Source organism: Deltaproteobacteria bacterium, from assembly GCA_019912665.1.
Classification (GTDB): Bacteria; Desulfobacterota; GWC2-55-46; order GWC2-55-46; family GWC2-55-46; genus UBA5799.
Window position 1 is genome coordinate 100,908 of sequence record JAIOIE010000021.1, and the last position, 20,903, is coordinate 121,810.

A 20,903-nucleotide genomic window follows, 5' to 3' on the forward strand; every position below is an offset into this window, starting at 1 on the left:
ATGCAAGGCGGGGTAACCGGCCCTCCTTGACACCCCGCCCCTCTTAAGTTATCTTCTTCAAGGCAGAAACCGGCCGAACCCTTCGGAGGTGCAGCGATGCAGAACGACAGGTCCCTTGAAGTGCTCCTTCGCGAAAAAAGGCTCTTCCCGCCGCCCCCCGAGATAATGGGATCGGCCCATATCAAGGGCCCCGAAGAGTACGATAGGCTCTACAGGGAGTCCATCGAGGACCCTGACGGCTTCTGGGGCCGCATGGCCGGCATACTCGACTGGACGAGGAAGTGGGACAAGGTCTCCGAATGGGACTTCAAAAAACCCTCTGTCAAATGGTACCTGAACGGCAAACTCAACGCCTCCTGTAACTGCCTCGACCGCCACCTGAAGGGCCCTCGGAGAACTAAGGCCGCACTCATATGGGAGGGCGACGACGGCTCCTACCGGACCTTCACTTACCAGCAGCTCTCCTTTGAGGTCAACCGCTTCGCGAACGTCCTCAGGGCCAACGGAGTAAAAAAAGGCGACCGGGTCACCATATATCTCCCGATGATACCGGAGCTCGCCATTGCGGTACTCGCCTCCACGAGGATAGGCGCGATCCACAGCGTCGTCTTCGGCGGCTTCAGCGCCGCGTCTTTGCGGGACAGGATACTCGATTCCGACTCCAGGCTCCTTGTAACTTCCGACGAGGGCATAAGGGGCGGGCGGGCAATACCCATGAAGGAGAGCGCAGATGCAGCCCTTGCTGAATGCCCCAATGTCCGGAGGGTGATAGTCGCGAAAAGGACCGGCGCTCCCGTGCCGATGAAGACAGGGCGGGATGTCTGGTGGCACGAGGAGGTCTCGGCCCCGGGCATAACGGGCGTTTGCGAGCCCGAGGAGATGGACTCCGAGGACCCGCTCTTCATCCTCTACACGAGCGGCTCTACAGGCAAGCCCAAGGGTGTCCTCCATACGACCGGCGGCTACCTGGTATTTTCCGCCCTCACCTTCAAATGGATATTCGACTACAGGGAAGAGGACATATATTTCTGCACCGCGGACATCGGCTGGGTGACGGGCCACAGCTATATACTATACGGCCCGCTCGCCTGCGGCGCGACCTCCCTCATGTTCGAGGGCATCCCGACCTGGCCCCACCCCGGCAGGTTCTGGGAGATAGTCGAGAAGCACAGGGTCAACATATTCTACACCGCCCCGACCGCCATACGGGCGCTAATGAGAAGCGGGCCGGAATGGGTCGATAAGCACGACCTTTCAAGCCTCCGCGTCCTCGGCTCGGTCGGGGAGCCTATAAACCCGGAGGCATGGATGTGGTACCACCTCCATGTGGGAAAGAGCAGGCTCCCCATAGTCGACACCTGGTGGCAGACCGAGACAGGCGGGATTCTCATCTCGCCTCTGCCGGGCGCGACGACGCTCAAGCCCGGCTCGGCGACGAGGCCCTTTTTCGGGATAGCGCCCAGGGTGCTACGCGAAGACGGAACCCCGGCCGGGGTGAACGAGGGCGGCTACCTCGTCATTGAAAAACCCTGGCCCGGCATGCTCAGGGGCACTTACGGCGACCCCGAGAACAAGCGGATAAAAGAAGTCTACTTCAGCCGCTTCCCCGGCTATTACACGAGCGGGGACGGAGCAAGGGTGGACGAGGACGGGGATTTCTGGCTCATGGGCAGGATCGACGACGTCCTGAACGTATCCGGGCACAGGCTGGGAACCGCCGAGATAGAGAGCGCCTTAGTCTCCGACGAGGCCGTGGCAGAGGCGGCCGTAGTCGGCTTTCCCCATGCCGTGAAGGGAGAGGGTATATACGCTTTCGTGGTCCTGAAAGAGGGCATAAGCCCCTCGCCCGAGCTTTCAAGGCATGTCGAAGACCACGTAAAACAGGAGATAAGCCCCATTGCCAAACCAGACCGCATACTATTCGCAACTGGCCTTCCCAAGACCAGGAGCGGGAAAATAATGCGGCGCATATTAAGGAGAATAGCCCAGGGCTCGACCGACCTGGGTGACACATCGACCCTTGCCGATCCTACGGTTGTGGAAGCGCTTCTCAAGGAAAGCTCCAAGGGGCTGGAAGGCAAGGGGGAATGACAACCCTGGACGAAAAGTCCAGCGTATCCGGAGAACTGATTGGCCGCCCAAGGCAACCTCTAAAAATTGGAGATTTTTCCCGCAATCAAGGAAGCCGGGAATAAAAAGCGGAGCAAATATGTTAATATGTGAGCATTTTGATTCCCCGTAACTACCCAGAGTCCGGGGAAAAGATCGATTTTTGGAGGTTGCCAGACAAAAAAAACGGCCCCGGTAAGCCGGGGCCGTTCCAAGTTTCCGAGAGGGGGCTTAAGCCGCTTACTCCTGGACCCTTCTGGCGCTCTTTTTCGACGCCTTGGCGCGGCGTTTTGCCGCTTCCTGGCGCTTTCTCTTCTTCTTGACGCTCGGCTTCTCGTAGAACCTTCTCTTCTTTATTTCCTTGAAGGTCCCGTCCTGAGCGAGCTTGCGCTTGAGGATCTTGAGCGCCTTCTCAAGCTGGTCGTCAAATACCTTGACCTCTGACAAAAGTTAACACCCCCTCCACACTGGAAATTAATTCAGGTTTTGGGCTTCCATGAACAAGGCCCTTTTGAAAAAAGACACAAAATTATACCAAAACGCCCAGCCAAGTCAAATACTTTAACCCGCCCGGCCAAGGCTAACCTACTCATTATAGCAGAAAAGACCGCGCCAGCATGTGCAATTCTCTTCAAAGCCGGCCTTTCGTCTGGTATAATCAAACCCGGAAAACGGACGGCCGCAGAACGCGCATCGTGAAAAAGCCATGAAAAAAAGCAATGCTATCAAAATGTTCCTGCTTATCGCCTCGGCTGCGCTCCTTGCGGGCTGCGTATCGAAATCGGCGTACGAAGGCAGGGTGGCCATCCTCCTTGAGCAGCTCCACAGGGAGCGGATGGAAAAGAACGCGGAGATACAGCTTCTTGAGACCAAGGTACGCGAGCGCGGAAGGACCCTTTCCGGGCTTACGGAGATGTACATGAAGATAAAGGAGCAGAACGACTCGGCCCAGGGAAAGCTCGGCAGGCTCGAAGGCGACCTCGAGTCCCTTCAAAGGGACCTCTCTGAGCTGAAGCTCGTAATATATTCCAACCTGAAGGGCGCGCACGCTAACGAGATGATACTCAAGCTGAACGAAATGCAGCGGCGTGTCCAAGGCATCCTTGAAAAGAGCGCCGAGCCCGAGACGGAGGTCCCTCTCGGAAGCGCCGCCGAGAGCTGGCCGGAGCCGGCCTCCCTGGAATAGGGCTTAAGCTCAGCTCACTTCCCTGCTCCTTCCTAGTCCCGACCAATCGAGCCTTTCCCTTAAGAGCCCTGCCTTTCTTTCCAGCTCGTCATATTTGGACCGGGCAAAGGAGATGTGCCGCCCGAGGGTTTCGAGGTCTGCCGAGAACTTCTCGAACTCGCCCTTCAGGCCCGAGAGGTGGGCCAGCATCTCCCCTGCCCTCGCCTCTATCTCCATGCCCCTGAGTCCCATCGCTATTGTCTGAAGGTACGCGTAGAAGCTGTTCGGGGAGACCGGCACGACCTTCTTCGAGACGGCGTACTCGGAAAGGGCCGCCCCGGCCTCGTCACTGCCGGTAATAAGCTCGTAATAGACGCTCTCTGAAGGGACGTACATGAGGGCGAAATCCAGCGTGCCCTCCGAGGGGCGTATATAGGCCGAGGCAATGGAATCGATATGCCTCCTGCAGTCCGAGGAGAACTTCCTGGAAGCTATACGCCTTTCCTCGTCGGTCCCGGCCTCGACGATGCGCCTGAAGTTTTCGAGCGGAAATTTGGAGTCTATGGGCACCAGCCCTTCCCTGAGCCTTACGACCGCGTCCACCCTGGCGCCGTCCCTGAACCCGTACTGGAGCTCGAAGCGCTTCGAGGGCAGGCACTCGGAAAGGAGCTCGGAGAGAAAAAGCTCGCCGAGGCAGCCCCTTGCCTTCGGGGCGGAGAGGACCTTCTCAAGCCCTGATATGCTCTTTCCGACCTCGTAGACCTGCTCGGTCGCCTTCGAGAGCTCTCCAAGGGCCTGCCGTATCTCGCTTACCGTCCTGTGCGAGTTGTCCATCCGGGAATTCATCTGGCCGGAAGACGCGCTCATCTGGGCCGTAACGGCAGAGAGCTCCTCTGCCACCTGTCCGGAAAGCATTGCAAGCTGGCTGTTTATATGCCTTACGCTCTGGGATATGGATTCCTGGACTTCTGATCGGAGGGAAGAAATCTCGGCTGAAAAGGCATCGCGCCTTGCCCGTGAAGCGGATACTATCGCGAACGCAGCCGCAAGCGCGACGAGGAGCCCGAGGGCCGCAAGGATAAGGACCGATAACTGGCCCTCGGGCATAAGCTCAAACCCTTCCGGCCGCCTGGGCCCTTGGGGAGCGCCTCTCCTTGAACTCCCTTGCCTGATGGACGAAGGCCTCCATCCTGGTCATCGAGTTCGTGTCCTCCGAGCCCTCGTAGACCATATGGAGGTAGGGTATGTTATCGTTGTTCTCGCGTAGCCTCTTCAAGATGGCGTTCACGACCGTGCCCGGCATGCAGGTGAAGGGCATGGCGTTCACTATGCCGTGCGCGCCGCGGCCTATGTAGTCGATGGTCTTCCCTATCGAAAGCACGGCCTCTCCCTCGAAGGAATCGTCGAGGTACGGGGCCGCGTTACGGAGGAGGTTCTTTGTCGGGACCTCGTGTCCGCTCCGGAGGTCCCCGTTAAGGATGTTCTCCATCCTCTTCTCGTCTCTCTTCTGGAAGAACTCGCTCGCTATGGTCCGGAGGTAGTCCCCCATCTGCCCCCTCTGCCAGGTCTTACGCTTGTTGCAGAAATTTGTGTAGTATATCCACTCGCCTATGGTGGGCATCCGCACCTCGGCGCCGAGGGCCTCGAGCTTCTTTATGAGGTTCTCGTTCGAGAACCTGTTGCTCCGTACGTATATCTCGCCGACGATGCCTATGACTGGCTTGCTGCCGGGCTCGTGGACGGGTACCCTCTTGAAGGCCGCTTTTGCCTCCTTCAATTCCCTTTCAGGGAACCTCTTCTCTCTTATCGCGTCGCAGACCTTCCGCACGCACTCCCAGTAGACGCGCTCGGATTCTCCCTTGTTCTTCTCGTAGGGCCTGGTCTCGAAGAGCACCTTCTCAAGGAGGTCCACGGAGGCTATCCCCCACCAGCCGAGCCTTGGGAAGTTGCCGCCGACCATGTTAAGTTCCTTATAGAAGTTCCCGTCCTGGTCCGGCGCGTAGACCGGGACGTCCTTGAAGCCGAGCTCGTCGAGTATCATCCTGTGATAGCGGTTGTACTGGCCGAACCTGCACGGGCCGTTACCCGACGGCATGAAAAAGGCGCTCCGCTCGGGAGAGAAGTCCTCCTTCCTCACGATCTTCACCATATCGCCGGTCGTAAGTATGCAGGGGTAGCACTCCCTCCCCGAGGTATAGCGCCTCCCCCACTTGAGCGACTCCTCATCCGGCTCGGGCATGACCTCGGCCTCCAGCCCGCACGCCTCGAAAGCCGCGGCAAGCGCGTGCGCGCCGTCCGACATGTTCGGGAGGTATATCTTCTTCTTGATGTTAGTTCTCTTCAGGACGTGCTTCTCCTTCGACTCTATCTTGAGCTTACCCCTGGTGTTCCTTATGCTGTCGAGGAAGGCCTCGCACCTCGTGATGGCCCCCGCGTCCGCCGAGTGCTCGTCTATCTCGAGCTGGAGGAAGGGCTTGCCCGCCGAGGCTTCCTTATAGAAGTGCGATATCATCGAGTCCGGGCCGCAGCCGAAGTTCGTGATGTATATCGAGAAGAGCCTGGGGTCGTCCTTTATGAGCTGGGCGCCCGCGAGTATCCTCTGGCCGCTCCTCCAGTACATGTCCTCGGCGAGCGCGCCGTCCGTGATGCTGTCCACATCCAGCATGTCGAAGGGTATGGCCATGGTGCCCATTTCGCGTAGCTTCTGCGGAAGCTCCAGGTTTATGCCGGAGTCCATGGTATTATAGGCCCTCCCCACTATGACGAGGGCGGTGTCGTCGGGCTTAAGAGCCGCTATGGCCTCTTTCCCGCGCTCGAGGAGCCTCCTCTTGAACTCTCCCTGCGCTGCCCAGGCCGCTTGCAGGGCCTTCTCCACCGTCGCCCTGTCCTTGCCGAGCGATTTCCCGAACTCGGCGAACTCCTTTTTTATGTCCGAGTCCTTGGCGTTAAAGTGGAAGACCGGGGCAAGGACCTCTACCCCCTTGTCCTTGAAATCATAAGCGGATTTGCAGAGGTACGGTATGGTCTGCACGTACGGGCATAGTGCCGTGAAGAGCTGCCCTTCCTTCGCTGGCTTCAAGTTTATTATCGAGGGTATGAAAATCCTCTTCACGCCCTTTTCCATGAGCTCGTTCACGTGTCCGTGGGCTACCTTGATCGGAAAACAGGTCTCTGTGACTATCTGCTCTATGCCGTTCCGTATTATTTCCCTGTTCGTGGGGGAAGAGAGCTGAATTCTAAAGCCCAGCACGTCGAAGAAGGCCTTCCAGAACGGGTACATCTCGTACATGAAGAGCATCCTCGGGATGCCTATGACAGGCGCGTCCTTTCCTGAGGCCTTGCCCGCGTAAGCCGAATAGAGGAGCTTCTCCCTCTCCTTGAAGAGGTCAGGGATGTGGCTGTTCGATTTCGTGTCCCTCTTGACGTCGTATTTCTCGCATCGGCCGCCGTAGTAGAGCGGGGCCTCGCCTTCCATGACGACCTTCCGGACCTCGCAGATGTTCGAGCAGTCCCTGCACTCGAAGGACTCTATCCCGAACTTCTTTTTGCTCAAATCCCAGCCCTTGAACTTGGTCCTGGCGCCCGGCGCCATCTCTTTGGACGCGAGTATGGCAGCTCCTATAGCGCCCGTTACGTCGTGGTGCTCGGGCACGGTTATCTTTTTACCGGTTACCTTCTCGAACGCCGCGACAACCCCCAGGTTTGCGGCCGTGCCGCCCTGGAAAAATATCCTATTTCCTATGCGCCTGTCGCCCACGACCCTGTTGAGGTAATTAAGCACGATGGAATACGAGAGCCCGGCCACAAGGCCGTCCTTCTCGACCCCCCTCTGCTGGTAGTGGACCATATCGGACTCGATGAAGACCGTGCACCGCTCGCCCATGGGCGGGGGCGCGCCGCAGCCGAGGGCGAGTTCGCTAAACTCGCCCTTTATGCTTATGCCGAGCCTTTCCGCCTGCTCCTCCAGGAACGAGCCGGTACCGGCCGCGCATACCTTGTTCATCTCGAAGTCCACGACCACCCCGTCCTTCATGGCTATGTATTTCGAGTCCTGGCCGCCTATCTCGAATATGGTGTCCACCTCAGGGTCTATTGCGGCTGCCGCGGTTGCCTGGGCCGTTATCTCGTTCCTTATTATGTCCGCGCCGAGGAAGTCGCCTGAGAGATACCTTCCCGAGCCGGTCGTGCCGACCCCGACGACGTCCACGTATTCGGCACACTCCTCGGCTACCGAGGTGATGCCCTTCTTTATCGCGTCCAGCGGCCGGCCCGCGGTCGCGAGATACCTCTTGGTTACGAGCTTTAAATCCCTGTCTATGAGGATGACGTTCGTGCTGGTCGAGCCGACGTCGATTCCGAGATAGGCGGCGACCTTCTTCCCCTTCTCAAGGGGGTAGCCCGTAGCGCTCCTCCTCTCGGAGGGGTGCCCCTCGGGCTTCGTGAGCTTCTCAAGGGACCTCTCCCTCGTCCTGCCGGATGAGAGGAAACTCTTAAGCTCCTCGACCCCCTTGAACCCGTCCAGGGCCTTCCCCATATCGAGGCAGGTGTATACGGCCCCGAGCGCTCCCATGGAGCAGAAGTGGGCTGGTATTATGTAGTCCTTGTCGTCGAGCTCGAGGACGTCCTTGAAGGCCTTTCTGACGCCAAGGTTGGCGGCGACACCGCCCTGGAAGGCCACCGGCGTGACGAACTCCTTGCCCTTCCCTATGGTGGCCTTGAAGTTCCTGGCGACGGCGTAGCAGAGGCCTGCCACGATGTCGTAGTCGGGTGTGGCTATCTGCTGGAGGTGTATCATGTCGCTCTTGGCGAAGACCGAGCACCTTCCCGCGACCCTCGGCGGGTTCTTGCTCTTTAATGCGAGGCTTCCGAATTCCTCTATGGTGAGCCCGAGCCTGTAGGCCTGCTGGTCGAGGAAAGAGCCCGTGCCGGCCGCGCAGACCGAGTTCATCTGAAAGTCCGCTATGCGGAGCTTCCCGTCCTCTCCCTCGGGCGCGAGAAAGATGAGCTTGGCGTCCTGGCCGCCCATCTCGATGACGGTCCTTGCCTCGGGGTGGAAGGCCTCGGTGGCCCTGGCCTGGGCTATGACCTCGTTCGTGAACCCGGCCCCTATGAGGGGGGCTATGAGCTTTCCGCCCGAGCCGGTCGTGGCCACCAGCCGTATGTGTGATTTTCCGTATTTTTCGATTAGTTCGGCAAGGATTGCGAGGGCTGTTTCGAGCGGTTCGCCTTTTGTCCTTGTATAGTGCTCTTCGAGTATGTTCCTGTTTTCATCTAGGACTACCGTGTTGGCGCTTACCGAGCCGATGTCGATGCCTACGTATACAGACTTTGACCCAGACAACTCACACCTCCGAGGTTTGCATGTTCAGCAGAAGAATAGTCCAGTAATCCGGTTCAGCTACGAGCCGCGGCTTGCTTGAATAAGTCTGTATTAAGTTTTGGAAAAGAAAAAAACCCGAGGAATAATGGGTTTTCATTGGGAAAACCCGATTTTTTATTATCTGCGATTTCCAAACCGATGTCAATACGAGCTTTGCCCTGAATGGAAGTGAAGCGATGATCGGCCGCAGGACCTTTGATTGAGCGAAGGCCGGTTTCCAAGTGTTCTAATTGAAACCGGCAGGGGCGGTTCAGGCGCAAACCGGGAGAGTTTTCCTGAACTGACTGGCCAGGGCTTTTACGGCCGTGCGGCGCTGACAGATTGCTGTTTTAAGATCGGTTTCCCGGAAAAAGAAAGGGCCCGGAGACCGGGCCCTTTCAAGCGTTTCTTGGGTAAATCTTACTTCGCGGCCAGCCCCTTCAGATGTTCCACGACGGCCTTTACCTCGTCATCGGAGAGCTTCTGCTTGGGCATGCCCATTGCGAAATTCTTGTAAGCTTTGGCAGCGCCTTCGCGACCGTTGGTGATGACGGTGGCGATGTCCGCGTCAGCGGTGGACTTTACCCACTCGCTGCCCTTGAAGCCGGGCGCCATCGCGGTGCCCTGGCCGTCCGCGCCGTGGCAGGCCACGCACTTCGCCTTGTAGATTGCCGCGCCGTCTGCAGCGATCGCAGGCACGGTGAAAGCGGCCATGCCGAGAGCGAGCACGCCTATACCGAATAACTTACGCATGTTGGATCCTCCTTGGATAAAGAATTTGGAAAAAGAGAATACCGTCAGAGCACTTTATTGTCAAGAACTTTGTCGGGCCGCTCGTCCGCTGAAAAACGGGGCTGCGGGCCGATTCTGGCCTGATTATCACATGTTCATCACGGCCATGTCAACGACAACCGACGTAAAGAGCGCGCCCAGATAGACCATGGAGGCCCGAAAATTGCTCTTGGCGACCTCCTTGTCCGGGCTCATGAGGAGCCTGATGTTCCAGTAGATGAAATAGGCCCCGAGGACCAGGGCCGCCATGAGGTACACCGGGCCGCTGTGGCCGAGGAACCATAGGGCCAGCGAGGAAATTACAAGGAAAACCGTGTTTATCAATATGTAAACGGCCGTCCTGGAGTTTCCTACTCTCACGGGCATCATGGGCACCCCCGCCTTTTCGTATTCCTCGCGGTGGCAGATCGCGAAGCTCCAGAAGTGGGAGGGCGTCCAGAAGAACATCACGACCGCAAGGAGCATGGGCGGCGCGCAGAACTCGGGGCTGGCCGACGCGCCGCCCGCAAGGACGGCGAAGCTCCCCGCAAGCCCGCCTATTATTATATTCAAGCTGCTCTTTCTTTTGAGCCACACCGTGTAGACCACCGCGTAGACGAACGCGCCGAGGGCAAGGTGCAGGGCGACCATGTAGTTGAGCGCGGCGAAGGAGACCGCTATTGAAAGGAGGAAGAGCCCGGCTGCGACGACGAGCACGCCCTTTGACCCCGCTACATCGCCGGAAGGGAAGGGCCTCTCCTTCGTCCTTTTCATAATGGAATCTATGTCGCTGTCGAAATAATGGTTGAAGACGCTGGCTGCGGCGGCGGCGAGCATCGTTGCGGCTACGAGGAAAAGGGCCGTGCCCAGGGTCGCGCCAGGCGATGAAGCGGCTACGAGCCCCACGATGGCGCTGAAGGTTATGAGGCTGCATATCCTGAGCTTAAAAAGCTCAAGGTACCTCCCTATTCCCATATAGAAGCCCTCCTTAATGGATAACGGCCTTGATCAAATTGAATCCATTCAGCCCATAAGCCCGGAAACCTCTTCAAGGCGCCGGCATAATACCGGGCGCGGGAGAACGGGCAGCTTTCCTGCCAAAAAGAGAGAAGAGCGCGTTAAGGACGAATGTGACTCCCCCGGCTATGGCGACGAGCCCTCCCAGGCCCATGATGGACATGCCGATGAGCTTCCCTATCGTATTAAGGTTCTGCTCTCCGCCATAGGTCTTCCTTGCCACCCCGTGCGAGCCGGCCAGGAAGAGCCCGAGGGCGAAGAGCACGATTCCGGCGCTGTAAAGCCAGGGCTGCGCCGTTGCCATCCTTTTGCTCCACACGGATTTTCTGAAATCCGGCAGCACCTCGTAGAAAAGGCCCATGAACGCTATTGTCACGGCCCCGATAACGCAGTGGTAATGGGCCGGGATGATGGTGTTGACTCCGTCAATGCTCAATCCTATGAACCCGCCAAGGAGGAAGATGGATATGGAAAGGACCAGGGATGAAAAGGCCGGGTCCTTCCAGGGCCTCGGGCTTGTCCTGGCGATCGCCGCTATCGAGGCCAGGATAAATACGGCTATGAGGGGGCCGATGCCCCATCGCATGAGCCAGGTGAAGCTCTCCTTGTGGGCCTGGCTCGATATGTCATTGAGGAAGTATATGGCCGGCGCGGGCAGCACGGAGATGATGAAAAGGGCATACAGGGCCTTTGCCGTCCTCCGGCCGAGGGCTTCCTTCCCCAATACGCGCTTTACAAGAAGAAGCCAGACCGCGGACATTGCCATGGTGTTAGCGAACTGAAGTATGTGGCCGCCGCCCCAGAAGAGCCGCTCGAAATCCAGGTGCATCTTCCCTCCGGCGTGCTGGAACCAGCCGGAAAGTGCGAAGCAGGCAAAGGCTATGATTACAGCCGCTCCGGCTGCGAGCATGCCGAAGGCGAAGGTATCCGGCTTTTCCTTCCATGAAAGGACCGTAAGAAAAAAATTGAGGAGCGAAAGGAGCACCCCGGCCCCGAATGACAAAAGCCCAGCGTAAAAAACCGGCGTAAGGAGGACCGGCACATAGTTCGCGAGCTCGGCCTGTCCGAGCCCGAATACCGCGGCTATGACTACAAGGGCCATGCCGAGGGCCGAGAGCGCGAGGGAAACCCTTCCCAGGGCAGGGGAGAATATCGCGGATGGGAGCGAGTAGACCCAGAGAAAGCCCTTGAAGGCAAGAAACCAGATGACAACCGCAAGCACAACGTGCCCGACCAGGGCCACATAGATATAATCCCTGCCGAGCGGGAGCATCTCCTCTACGACAGGTGTCCTCGCAAGCGCCACAAGGAGCGCAAAGACTCCGGCAAACACAAGGGAAAATACCGCCAGTATGAGCCAGCCATGCGCAAGCGCGCGGTTTTCAGCTTTGATCGTCCGGGCAATGTATGGCGTCTCTTTTCTCATCTGCTTCACACGTTCCCGTGTATAAACTCCGGCTCTCAAGTCGTAAACCCAATGGGACCAATACAAAAGTACCAGAACACGGCCCTCAATTCAAGCCGGGCAACCGGAATGGGCCGCCTGAACGAATAAAAGGGCGCCCCCCAACATGACGGAAATCATTTATTATGGCTTGAAAGGTCGGTATACTCTAAGCTATAATATATTGTTCGAATAACCACTTACGGAGGAATATATTATGATCAGGGAACGGGTCGAAGAGGCTCTTAACGGCATCAGGCCGGCCCTTCAGGCTGACGGCGGCAACGTGGAGCTTGTGGACGTGGACGAGGCCCAGGGCATAGTGCGTGTACAGCTCCAGGGCGCCTGCTCCGGCTGCCCGAGCGCTCAGATAACGCTCGCAATGGGCATCGAAAGGGCCATAAAGGAGCGTGTGCCGGAGATAAAGCAGGTCCTTTCGGTCTAATCAAAGAAGGCCCTGCAAGCTGAATGATTTGGGGCGGCACGGCGATTCCCGCCGAATGCACAGGTGCGCGGATTTTCCCGGAAAAGAAATCGCCATAACATCCAGCGGTTTCCTGCGAGGGCCGATGTCCTACCTTATTCTCGAAGAATGCATCGCCTGTGGCGCTTGCCTGCCAGAGTGTCCTGAGGGCGCGATATCCGAAGGGACCCCTTACAAGATAGACCCAAGGCTCTGCACCGAGTGCGGCGCGTGCGCGGAAGTGTGCCCGGTAGACGCGTGCCGGCCCGCCGCTCCTGTGACAGAAAAGGATAATTCAAAACAAGGCAATCTCTAAAAACCAGAGATCTTTCCCGTAATCAAAAAAGGTCGGGAATAAAAAGCGGAGCATATATTACAAATATGTGGGCATTTTTTTCCCGTTAACTACGCAGAGCCGGGGAAAAGATCAATTTTTAAAACATAAATCAGCCGGAGGGATTTGATGAGCAGCGTAACAGTCTGGTTCATAAGATTCGCCATAATATATTTCCTGTTATCTATTTTACTGGGACTCCATATGAGCGCGGCAGGCCCGGTCTATCCGTGGATGCCGATACACGTCCACTTCAACCTCCTCGGCTGGATGTCCATGATGATATACGGGGTGGCCTATCACATACTGCCCCGTTTCAGCGGCCGCCCGCTTTATTCCGACCGACTGGCATATGCTCAGCTCTGGCTTGCGAACATAGGGCTCGTCGGGATGGCCGCGGGCTGGATAGTCCAGAGCGAAATCGGCGGCAACACGGTCCTCATAACCTTCTCGCTCATCGAGGCGGTCTCGATAGTCTTTTTCGCCGTGAACATGCTCATGACGATCAAGCCGGCCCCGGCGCCGCCTCCGGCGGCCGTAAAGAAGTGAAATGGCAGGCCCGGTGATAACAAAGGACATGATAATCGGCGAGGTCATTGAAAAGTACCCCGGCACCGCCGAGGTCTTCAGGAAATACTTCGGCAAGGGGTGTTTCGACTGCCCGGGCTCGGGTTACGAGGACATAGACTTCGGTTCCGGGATGCACAGCGCCGATATCGACGCGCTCCTGAAGGAGCTTAACGAGGCGGCAAAAGGAAAGGGGAAAGGATAAGGGGATGAACGGGATAAATGAGAAGATGGTCGTAAACGACTGCATAAAACTATACCCGAAGACTATCGGGGTCTTCACGCGTTTCCAGATAGACTCGTGCTGCGGCGGGGCGGTCTCGATTGAAGAGGCGGCAAAAAGGGACGGCGCGCCGCTAGAAGAGCTTATGACGGCGCTTAAAGAGGCTGCCTCGGCGTAATCACAGGAATGGAGGTGTAAATTGGCCATAAACAACATCACAGAGGCCGTTGTGCTCGACGCCCTCCGGAGCGTCATGGACCCGGAGCTCGGCAAGGACCTCGTAACCCTCAATATGATACGGGACGTGAAGGTCGAGGGCGGGAAAGTGAGCTTCACGCTCATGCTCACGACAATGGCGTGCCCATTGAAAAAAGAGCTCGAGGCCAACTCGGTGAACGCCGTAAAGGCAATACCCGGCGTTACCGAAGTGTCGGTCACGACCGGCGCCGAGGTGCCGAAATCGAAAGAGGTATCGGGCAAGGCGCCGATACCGGGCGTGAAGAACACTATAGCCGTGGCGAGCGGAAAGGGCGGGGTCGGGAAATCCACAGTCGCCGTAAACCTGGCCGTGGCGCTTGCGCAGTCCGGGGCGAAAGTGGGCCTCCTCGATACCGACCTCTACGGCCCGAGCCTGCCGCTCATGATGGGCATACACGAGCCGTTGCAGGCGACTCCGGAGGAGAGGCTCGTTCCTCTTGAGAAGTACGGTATGAAACTCGTCTCAGTGGGATTCATGCTAGACGAGGAGACGCCCCTCATATGGCGCGGGCCGCTTGTCATGCAGCTTATAAAGCAGTTCCTCGTCGGGGTCGAATGGGGAGAGCTCGATTATCTCGTAATAGACCTGCCGCCGGGCACCGGGGATACGCAGCTTACGCTCGTGCAGACCATACCCCTTACCGGCGCTGTCATAGTGACCACGCCGCAGGACGTGGCCCTTATAGACGCGAGGCGGGCCATAAGGATGTTCAAGGAAGTGAAAGTCCCGGTCCTCGGCATAATAGAGAACATGAGCCAGTTCGTCTGCCCGCACTGCGGCGGCGCAACCGAGATATTCAGCAAGGGCGGCGGCGAGAAGACGAGCGAAAGGTATCAGGTGCCGCTCCTCGGGAAGATCCCCATAGACATAGCCATAAGGGAGGGCGGCGACACGGGCATGCCCATAACGCACGCGGACCCGAATTCTGCCCACTCCAAGGCCTTTGTAGAGATAGCACAGTCGGTCGCGGCGAAGGTGAGCGTACTGGATCTCGAGTAGCCGGACGGATATGGAAAAAAGAAAAACCGGGAAGGCGCGTGCCTTCCCGGTTTTTCTTTTTGATACATTCGCTGCAGCTCAATCGCAGACTATCGGGCCAGCAATTCGTCCTCATACCGCTCTTCCCTGCGCATAAAGCAAGTTAAAGAGCTTAAGCCTCGAAAGCCGATTTAAAAAAAACCATTCAGCGCATACGAGCTGCCACAAGGCACTAAAAAAAACGGCCGGCAGGACTGCCGGCCGTTTTTGTGGAGCCGCTCTTATTTCCTGAGTTTCGCCATCGCGAGCTTGTAATCCTTCTTGACCACCTTCATGAGGGCGTCCGCCCTCTTCTGGACCTTTTTCGCGAGCTTTTCGTATCCGCCCTTCTTCCAGACCTTGAGCTGCTCCGCGGCCTTGAGCTTCTTCTTCGCTATCTTCTCCGCCTTGGCGAGGTCCTTTTTGAATTTTTTCCCGATCGCGTCCATATCCTTGTCGAGCCTGCACCTGAGCTTTGACAGCTTATGATACATCTCGGAGGTGATACTGGACCTTTTAAGGACCTTCTCTATCGGGTTCTTCATGCGTCCTCCTTCAACCTATTTTGGATAAATTAACCTTTAGAGGGGGAAAATTCAACCCTAAAGAGATTGGAGGGGGATATGGGCTTCTGAAACCTGCCGTCGGGGACTGGCTCAGGCGATCCTTAATGAGCCTATGAGGTCCTGAATGGTAATCGCGTTCCTGGAGAGGTACTCTTCTATGCCTTCGGCCACCTTTACGGCGGCGTCCGGCTCGATGAAGCTCGCAGTGCCGACCTGGACGGCAGTCGCACCGGCTATTATGAATTCGAGCGCGTCCCTTGCCGTCATTATCCCGCCCATGCCGATTACCGGGACGCTCGCGGCCTGGGCCGCCTGCCAGACCATGCGGACGGCTATGGGCCTTATGGCCGGGCCGGAAAGCCCGCCGGTCGCGGTCGCAAGGACCGGCCTTCTCCTGTCGACGTCTATTACCATGCCTGTGATGGTGTTGATGAGCGAGACCGCGTCCGAGCCGCCGTCCTCCGCGGCCTTCACCATCAACTTTATGTCGGTGACGTTAGGCGAGAGCTTCGTTATAACGGGGAGCCTCGTGGATTTGCGCACAGCGGAAACTACCTTGAACGCCTCCTGGGGGTCGGTTCCGAAGACTATGCCGCCTTTCTTCACGTTGGGGCAGGATATGTTCACCTCTACCGCCGAGACCCCTTCCGCCCCGTCGAGCCTCCTTGCGACTTCCATATAGTCCTCGACCGTTTCGCCGAAGATGTTCGCGATTATATGAGTGCCGGCGGTACGGATTAGCGGGAGCTTCTTCTCGATGAATTCATCCACTCCCACGTTCTGCAGGCCTATGGCGTTGAGCATCCCGCAGGGTGTTTCGGCTATCCTCGGCCCGGGGTTCCCCTGCCTCGGGTAGAGGGAAAGCCCTTTTACGACGATGCCTCCGAGCCTGCCGAGGTCCATGTAGGGGGCGAACTCGACCCCGTACCCGAACGTACCTGAAGCGGTCATCACCGGGTTTTTGAACTTGAGGCCCGCGATCGTCACCTCGGCCCCGGCCTTTGTCTTCTTCACAACAGGTCCCAATCTATCTCCTCGCTCGGGAAGACCGGCCCGTCCGAGCAGACCATCTTGTAAAACCGGTTCTCCTTCTCTTCTTTGTGCGCCTTTGCCCGAACTGCGCACCCAAGGCACACCCCTATGCCGCAGGCCATCGAGCGCTCAAGGGATACAAGGCAGCGCGCCCCGGCCTTCCCCGAAATGGCCGCCGCGGCCTTTAGCATGCCCACGGGGCCGCATGCGTAAACGATAGATTCCGGCGTTAGCTCGTCTTCAAGGAGGCCGGTCACAAGCCCCTTTACACCCGCGCTCCCGTCCTCGGTCGCGGTCTTTATCTTGAGGCCGAGTCCCCTGAAATCCTTAAGGAGAGCCGTCTCCGCTTTTGAGCGAGCCCCGAAAAGGAGCGTCCCCCCTCCGAGTCTCTTTGCCAGGAGGTAAAGGGGGGCTATCCCCATGCCGCCCGCGACGAGCACCATGTTACTGCCCTCAGCCGGGTCCGGGAAGCCGTTCCCGAGCGGGCCCAGCACCCCGAGCGTCTCGCCGGGCCTTCTTTCGGAAAGTATCGCCGTGCCCTTTCCGACAACCCTGTAGAGTATCTCTATCCCCTTCCTCTTCGAGGGCGAGCTCCCTGTCCCGATTGTCCGCCCTATCGTCCGCCCGAGCATCCGATAGATGCCGAAAGGCCTCCGGAGGAGCGGGTCGAGTCCGTCGGAGACCCGGAGCATAACGAACTGGCCAGGCTTCACCTCTGGGATTGCGCACGCAAGCCCGAGCTTGAAGTATCCCCTGGCCATCCTGTCGTTATACATTATCTCTGCTTTTATTTCCAAACCGGCCGGTTCCGTTTCCGTTCACAGGTCGAGGACCATGACTATCGCGTCCTCGTCCCCGTAGTAATTTTTCCTGACGAATGCTTCCCTGAACCCGAACTTCTTATAAAGGCTCCTGGCCGCCTCGTTCGACACCCTGACCTCGAGGAAGACCTCGTAGACCATGTTCCTCTTCATGAGCTGGAGCATGAGAGCGAGGAGCTTGGAGGCGACCCCCCTGCCCCTCAGGGCCGGCGCGACCGCGATATTCAGTATGTGGGCCTCTCCGTGGACTATCCAGAAAACGATATAGGCGGCGAGCTCCTCTTTCCGTTCAGGGCGCACCCGCAGGGTGTACGCGAACGAGACCGGGTTCTTCAGTTCTCCTTCGAACATTGCCCTGGTCCAGGGCTTGGAGAAAGAGGCCTTCTCTATCCTGAGGATGTCGTCGAGGTCCCCGGAGGACATCGGCTGGATCGAATGGCCGGATAGGATATTGTCCTTGGAACGCAAATGCCCCCTGGGCTATTTCTCGTTCGTCGCGAAGAGAATGTGCCAGAAGTCCAGTTTCTTGAGCATGTATTTCTGCCTGACGTTCAGTCCCGAGCGGTTTATGAACTCGTTAAGACAGAGGTCCGACCTCCACCCTATCTTCTTGCAGACCGGGTTTATGAGCTTCTCGACGACCTCCACCACCTTGTTGCTCGACTTGAAGTGGTTCACTATTACAACCTGCCCGCCCTTCTTGCAGACCCGCCTGACCTCGGACATGAGCTTGTAGGGGTCGGGCACGACGCTCACCACGTGCGAGATGAATACCTTGTCGAAGCTGTCGTCCTTGAAACCTATGCTCATGGCGTCCATGCTCATGACGTTTATGTGGCCGAGCCCGTGCTTGCGTATCTTGTCCTTGGCCTTCCTGAGCATGGCCGTGGAGAGGTCTATCCCCACCACCTTGCAGCAGCCCGGGAACTCCGAAAGGGAGAGCCCTGTTCCGACCCCTACGTCGAGCACCCTGTCTCCGGGCTCGATGTCCATATAGTTGATGGCGTGCTTTATCCTCGGGTAGAATATCCCCTTGAAAAGGACATCATAGACGTTCGAGTAACCGGCGTAGATCTTCTTTATGCTTTCCAGCTCCAATTCAGGCGTCCCCGTTTGTTTTTTGTAGGCGCTTCGTATAGAAGACGATGTCGTCTCCGGGCTTGTAGAACTCCCTTATCCGGGCCTCTTCGCGGAAGCCGTTCCTTAGATAAAACCTTCTCGCGGCCTCATAGGCCTTGAGGCCCGACGTCTCGGCAACCAGCATCCGGGCCCCCTCTTTCCTGAGCATTTTTTCAAGCTCCTCGATGAGCCTCGACCCTATGCCCCCGCGCCGCATGCGGCTATTCACCACGATCCAGTAGAGGTCATATACGGCATCCGTTAGCGGCCTTTTCCCGTAGCAGGCGTAACCCGCGGGAGAGGAGGAGGGGTCTACCGCCGTAAGAAAGAAGTAATCGGTCTCAAGCGGGTTTTTAAAGTATATATCAAGGAGTTCCGCCGCGCAATCCATCTCCTCCCTGCTCAGGTTCTCGGAGTTTTCTATGATGGCAACGAGGGCGGGCCTGTCCCCGGGAAGCGTCTTTCTGACCGTTATCCCGCCTCCGCTCACGGTCATGTCTTTACCTGGATCGCCCCGGCCTGCTGAACGTACCTCGATACGGCCGCATCCACTATCGCGCATATGAGGTCCGGATAATCGAGGCCCGCGGCCTTTGCGGCCCTCGCGAACCCGGCGTCAGAGGATATGTCCGGGTTCGGGTTGACCTCCAGGACCTTGGCCTTTCCGTCCTTCCCGACCCTCATATCCACCCTGGCGTAGTCCCTGCACCCCATCATGCCGTAGGCCTTGAGCGCCACGGCCTGGAGCTGGTCTTTAAGCTTCTCGGGTATTTCCGCCGGGCAGCAGGGCACGGTTTTACGGTAAAAAGGGCTATCTTCGACCCATTTCGCCTCGTAACAGCATATCTTGGGCTTGCCCTCAGGAAAGTCTACGAAGAGTATCTCGGAAGGGGGCAGGGCACGCCTGCTGTTTCCGTTCCCCATTACCGCGATATTGAACTCCCTGCCGTCCACGTACTCCTCGACCATCGCGGGCTGGGCGTAAGTTGAGAGTATATGCCCTACCCTTTCCTTCAATTCCGAGGGGTTCTCGACGACGGCCCCGGAATCTATTCCGATGCTCGCGTCCTCGCGTAGAGGCTTGACGATAAGCGGGTACTCGAGATCCACCGTTTTCCCGGACGCCTCGGTCATGACAGCATATCCGGGGGTCGGCACACCCTTCCTCGAGAGTATGTCTTTTGTAAGTCCCTTGTCCAGCGCGAGCCCTAGCGTCAGCGGCCCGCTCCCCGTGAACCTCGCGCCGTGGAGCTCAAGGAGGGCGGCCACGTGCATCTCGAGCGAGCTCCTGTTGAATGCGCCCTCGCAGAGGTTGAAGATGACCGCCTCCGGATCCCTTATCTCCTTCGTAAACCGTTCGAGGTCTTCGCGCCTCCTCAAGGGCACCCTTACGGTCTCGTACCCTTTCGAGCGGAGCGCGCCCTCGACGTCGCTTACGGTCGTAAGTATGTTATCCAGGTCTACTGTTTTCTCGCCAAGGGTGTAAGTATCGCTCCCGTCATCATTGAAGATTATCTTTACGCTCGCGGGGCTCATACCCCGTACCTCTCGCGCGCCGCGTCGAGGACCCCGTTCACCAGGGCGCTGAAGTCCATGCCCGCGGCCCTGGCGGCCTTGGGAAAGCAGGAATTGCACTTGGGGTCCATTAATATTCCGGGCAGCGGGTTGAGCTCTATCACGTGCGGAAGGCCGGAGGAATCGAGCCTCACGTCAATCCTGCACCAGTCCTTCACGTCAAGGGCCGTGAACGCGTCCTTTGAGACGGCCTCAATAGCGGTCTTGAGCCTTTCGGGTATGTCTGCCGGGCAGTTGAATATTTCGAGCGGTGAATCGGGCGTATCAAGCACCCATTTGGCCTCGTAGGAATAGATGTGGTTTACACCGGCGGGCAGGGCCGAGTAGTTTATCTCGACTATGGGGAGGACCCTTAAGCCGCTCCCGTTCCCCATGAGGGCCACAGTGAACTCGCGCCCGGGAAGATATTCCTCAACCAGGGCCGGCTGGGAGTATTCCTCGAGCACGGAAGCTACCTTCCTTTCGAGCTCCCCGGGTCCCGCGACTATCGAATCGTTCTTTATGCCCTTGCTCGACCCCTCGAAAAGGGGCTTCACTATCATGGGAAATGAGAGGAGCTTGTGTATCTCGAGATCGTTCTTCCGCGCTACCACGAACCTGGCCGTAGGTATGCCGTAGTAGGCCAGGACCTCCTTTGCGCGCGCCTTGTTGAGGCAGAGGCCGAGCGTAAGCGGGTTTGAGCCGGTATACGGGATCCGGAGCATCTCGAGGATGGCGGGTATCTGGGACTCCCTGCTCTCTCCCCATAGCCCCTCGGCCATATTGAAGACGATGTCCGGCCTCTCGCGCCTGAGCTTCCCGAATGCGTCCTCGTCCGCCTCGACCATGAGGACATCCCCATGGCGTCCGGCCAAAGCGTCCCGGACGGCGAAGACCGTCTCGGGCTCGTCACATTCGGCGTAGAAGTCCTTGGGGAGGCATTGCGCTTCCCCGAGCTCTTTCTTGAGATTATAGGTAAGTGCGACTTTCATGATACCGGGTTCAGGCTCAGCATCAACTCAGGTTTCCGCAAAGAAGGCGCGGGCGGAAAAAAACATCGCTTGCTCCATCCGCCAGGCATGG

At 57.9% G+C, this 20,903-nt stretch carries 22 protein-coding genes; 8 read left to right on the top strand and 14 right to left on the bottom strand.

Features of this window, described 5'->3' with window-relative positions; all coding sequences use genetic code 11:
* Positions 1–96: 96 nt before the first annotated feature.
* Positions 97–2,091 (top strand): acetate--CoA ligase, encoded by a 1,995-nt coding sequence (acs, locus tag K8I01_09915; protein ID MBZ0220733.1) that lies wholly within the window; start codon positions 97–99, stop codon positions 2,089–2,091.
* Positions 2,092–2,349: 258 nt separating this feature from the next.
* On the opposite strand, the gene rpsU is transcribed toward acs, so the two are convergent.
* A complete protein-coding gene (gene rpsU / locus K8I01_09920; protein MBZ0220734.1) occupies positions 2,350–2,556 on the bottom strand; it encodes a 30S ribosomal protein S21 in 207 nt (68 codons plus the stop codon).
* A 283-nt stretch (positions 2,557–2,839) separates the two neighbouring features.
* On the opposite strand from rpsU, the gene K8I01_09925 reads away from it, so the two are divergent.
* Positions 2,840–3,295, top strand: a complete 456-nt coding sequence (locus K8I01_09925; protein ID MBZ0220735.1) for a hypothetical protein — start codon at positions 2,840–2,842, stop codon at positions 3,293–3,295.
* A 9-nt stretch (positions 3,296–3,304) separates the two neighbouring features.
* Here K8I01_09925 and K8I01_09930 read toward each other — a convergent pair whose 3' ends face one another.
* From K8I01_09930 to K8I01_09950, 5 genes are all read right to left on the bottom strand, one after another.
* The gene (locus K8I01_09930) at positions 3,305–4,381 is read right to left on the bottom strand and encodes a DNA recombination protein RmuC (GenBank protein MBZ0220736.1); all 1,077 of its coding nucleotides are present in this window, start codon (positions 4,379–4,381) and stop codon (positions 3,305–3,307) included.
* Positions 4,382–4,385: 4 nt separating this feature from the next.
* Positions 4,386–8,615 (bottom strand): acyl-CoA dehydratase activase, encoded by a 4,230-nt coding sequence (locus K8I01_09935; protein MBZ0220737.1) that lies wholly within the window; start codon positions 8,613–8,615, stop codon positions 4,386–4,388.
* Between the two features lie 438 nt (positions 8,616–9,053).
* Positions 9,054–9,386 (bottom strand): cytochrome c, encoded by a 333-nt coding sequence (locus K8I01_09940; protein ID MBZ0220738.1) that lies wholly within the window; start codon positions 9,384–9,386, stop codon positions 9,054–9,056.
* A 126-nt stretch (positions 9,387–9,512) separates the two neighbouring features.
* Positions 9,513–10,379: a heme o synthase gene (gene cyoE / locus K8I01_09945; GenBank protein ID MBZ0220739.1), complete on the bottom strand. Its 867-nt coding sequence runs from the start codon at positions 10,377–10,379 to the stop codon at positions 9,513–9,515.
* 73 nt (positions 10,380–10,452) lie between these two features.
* Positions 10,453–11,847 carry a cbb3-type cytochrome c oxidase subunit I gene (locus K8I01_09950; GenBank protein ID MBZ0220740.1) on the bottom strand — a complete coding sequence of 465 codons (1,395 nt, stop codon included), beginning with the start codon at positions 11,845–11,847 and terminating at the stop codon, positions 10,453–10,455.
* Between the two features lie 238 nt (positions 11,848–12,085).
* Between K8I01_09950 and K8I01_09955 the strand changes: the two genes are divergently transcribed.
* The 6 genes from K8I01_09955 (at position 12,086) to apbC (ending at position 14,710) form a co-directional block, all read left to right on the top strand.
* Positions 12,086–12,310, top strand: a complete 225-nt coding sequence (locus K8I01_09955; protein ID MBZ0220741.1) for a NifU family protein — start codon at positions 12,086–12,088, stop codon at positions 12,308–12,310.
* Positions 12,311–12,434: 124 nt separating this feature from the next.
* Positions 12,435–12,644, top strand: a complete 210-nt coding sequence (locus K8I01_09960) for a 4Fe-4S binding protein (protein MBZ0220742.1) — start codon at positions 12,435–12,437, stop codon at positions 12,642–12,644.
* Positions 12,645–12,791: 147 nt separating this feature from the next.
* The gene (locus K8I01_09965) at positions 12,792–13,211 is read left to right on the top strand and encodes a hypothetical protein (GenBank protein ID MBZ0220743.1); all 420 of its coding nucleotides are present in this window, start codon (positions 12,792–12,794) and stop codon (positions 13,209–13,211) included.
* 1 nt (position 13,212) lies between these two features.
* Complete coding sequence (locus K8I01_09970) at positions 13,213–13,434, top strand: DUF1858 domain-containing protein (protein MBZ0220744.1); 222 nt, start codon at positions 13,213–13,215, stop codon at positions 13,432–13,434.
* A 4-nt stretch (positions 13,435–13,438) separates the two neighbouring features.
* Positions 13,439–13,630, top strand: coding sequence for a DUF542 domain-containing protein (locus tag K8I01_09975; protein ID MBZ0220745.1), 192 nt, complete (start codon positions 13,439–13,441; stop codon positions 13,628–13,630).
* Between the two features lie 27 nt (positions 13,631–13,657).
* Complete coding sequence (gene apbC, locus K8I01_09980; protein MBZ0220746.1) at positions 13,658–14,710, top strand: iron-sulfur cluster carrier protein ApbC; 1,053 nt, start codon at positions 13,658–13,660, stop codon at positions 14,708–14,710.
* Between the two features lie 260 nt (positions 14,711–14,970).
* Here apbC and K8I01_09985 read toward each other — a convergent pair whose 3' ends face one another.
* The 8 genes from K8I01_09985 to K8I01_10020 form a co-directional block, all read right to left on the bottom strand.
* Entirely contained in the window at positions 14,971–15,273 is a 303-nt protein-coding gene (locus tag K8I01_09985; protein ID MBZ0220747.1) for a hypothetical protein, read from the bottom strand.
* A gap of 111 nt (positions 15,274–15,384) precedes the next feature.
* Complete coding sequence (locus tag K8I01_09990) at positions 15,385–16,245, bottom strand: dihydroorotate dehydrogenase (GenBank protein ID MBZ0220748.1); 861 nt, start codon at positions 16,243–16,245, stop codon at positions 15,385–15,387.
* A gap of 59 nt (positions 16,246–16,304) precedes the next feature.
* Positions 16,305–17,123, bottom strand: a complete 819-nt coding sequence (locus K8I01_09995) for a dihydroorotate dehydrogenase electron transfer subunit (GenBank protein ID MBZ0220749.1) — start codon at positions 17,121–17,123, stop codon at positions 16,305–16,307.
* Between the two features lie 21 nt (positions 17,124–17,144).
* Positions 17,145–17,615 carry a ribosomal protein S18-alanine N-acetyltransferase gene (gene rimI / locus K8I01_10000; GenBank protein ID MBZ0220750.1) on the bottom strand — a complete coding sequence of 157 codons (471 nt, stop codon included), beginning with the start codon at positions 17,613–17,615 and terminating at the stop codon, positions 17,145–17,147.
* 12 nt (positions 17,616–17,627) lie between these two features.
* A complete protein-coding gene (locus K8I01_10005; GenBank protein ID MBZ0220751.1) occupies positions 17,628–18,245 on the bottom strand; it encodes a methyltransferase domain-containing protein in 618 nt (205 codons plus the stop codon).
* 1 nt (position 18,246) lies between these two features.
* Positions 18,247–18,762, bottom strand: coding sequence for a GNAT family N-acetyltransferase (locus tag K8I01_10010; protein MBZ0220752.1), 516 nt, complete (start codon positions 18,760–18,762; stop codon positions 18,247–18,249).
* Entirely contained in the window at positions 18,759–19,802 is a 1,044-nt protein-coding gene (locus K8I01_10015; GenBank protein MBZ0220753.1) for an ATP-grasp domain-containing protein, read from the bottom strand. Before K8I01_10015 ends, K8I01_10010 begins: the two co-directional genes overlap by 4 nt.
* The gene (locus K8I01_10020; GenBank protein ID MBZ0220754.1) at positions 19,799–20,812 is read right to left on the bottom strand and encodes a D-alanine--D-alanine ligase; all 1,014 of its coding nucleotides are present in this window, start codon (positions 20,810–20,812) and stop codon (positions 19,799–19,801) included. The genes K8I01_10015 and K8I01_10020 overlap by 4 nt, the downstream gene beginning before the upstream one ends.
* Between the last annotated feature and the right edge of the window lie 91 nt (positions 20,813–20,903).

Excerpts from the sequence above, each read along its gene's own strand:
- acs (MBZ0220733.1), top strand. The coding sequence starts at position 97 with ATGCAGAACGACAGGTCCCTTGAAGTGCTCCTTCGCGAAAAAAGGCTC.
- K8I01_09925 (MBZ0220735.1), top strand. The coding sequence starts at position 2,840 with ATGTTCCTGCTTATCGCCTCGGCTGCGCTCCTTGCGGGCTGCGTATCG.
- K8I01_09930 (MBZ0220736.1), bottom strand. The coding sequence starts at position 4,381 with ATGCCCGAGGGCCAGTTATCGGTCCTTATCCTTGCGGCCCTCGGGCTC.
- K8I01_09940 (MBZ0220738.1), bottom strand. The coding sequence starts at position 9,386 with ATGCGTAAGTTATTCGGTATAGGCGTGCTCGCTCTCGGCATGGCCGCT.
- cyoE (MBZ0220739.1), bottom strand. The coding sequence starts at position 10,379 with ATGGGAATAGGGAGGTACCTTGAGCTTTTTAAGCTCAGGATATGCAGC.
- K8I01_09950 (MBZ0220740.1), bottom strand. The coding sequence starts at position 11,847 with ATGAGAAAAGAGACGCCATACATTGCCCGGACGATCAAAGCTGAAAAC.
- K8I01_09960 (MBZ0220742.1), top strand. The coding sequence starts at position 12,435 with ATGTCCTACCTTATTCTCGAAGAATGCATCGCCTGTGGCGCTTGCCTG.
- K8I01_09965 (MBZ0220743.1), top strand. The coding sequence starts at position 12,792 with ATGAGCAGCGTAACAGTCTGGTTCATAAGATTCGCCATAATATATTTC.
- K8I01_09970 (MBZ0220744.1), top strand. The coding sequence starts at position 13,213 with ATGGCAGGCCCGGTGATAACAAAGGACATGATAATCGGCGAGGTCATT.
- K8I01_09975 (MBZ0220745.1), top strand. The coding sequence starts at position 13,439 with ATGAACGGGATAAATGAGAAGATGGTCGTAAACGACTGCATAAAACTA.
- K8I01_09985 (MBZ0220747.1), bottom strand. The coding sequence starts at position 15,273 with ATGAAGAACCCGATAGAGAAGGTCCTTAAAAGGTCCAGTATCACCTCC.
- K8I01_09990 (MBZ0220748.1), bottom strand. The coding sequence starts at position 16,245 with ATGACCGCTTCAGGTACGTTCGGGTACGGGGTCGAGTTCGCCCCCTAC.
- K8I01_10010 (MBZ0220752.1), bottom strand. The coding sequence starts at position 18,762 with ATGACCGTGAGCGGAGGCGGGATAACGGTCAGAAAGACGCTTCCCGGG.
- K8I01_10015 (MBZ0220753.1), bottom strand. The coding sequence starts at position 19,802 with ATGAGCCCCGCGAGCGTAAAGATAATCTTCAATGATGACGGGAGCGAT.
- K8I01_10020 (MBZ0220754.1), bottom strand. The coding sequence starts at position 20,812 with ATGAAAGTCGCACTTACCTATAATCTCAAGAAAGAGCTCGGGGAAGCG.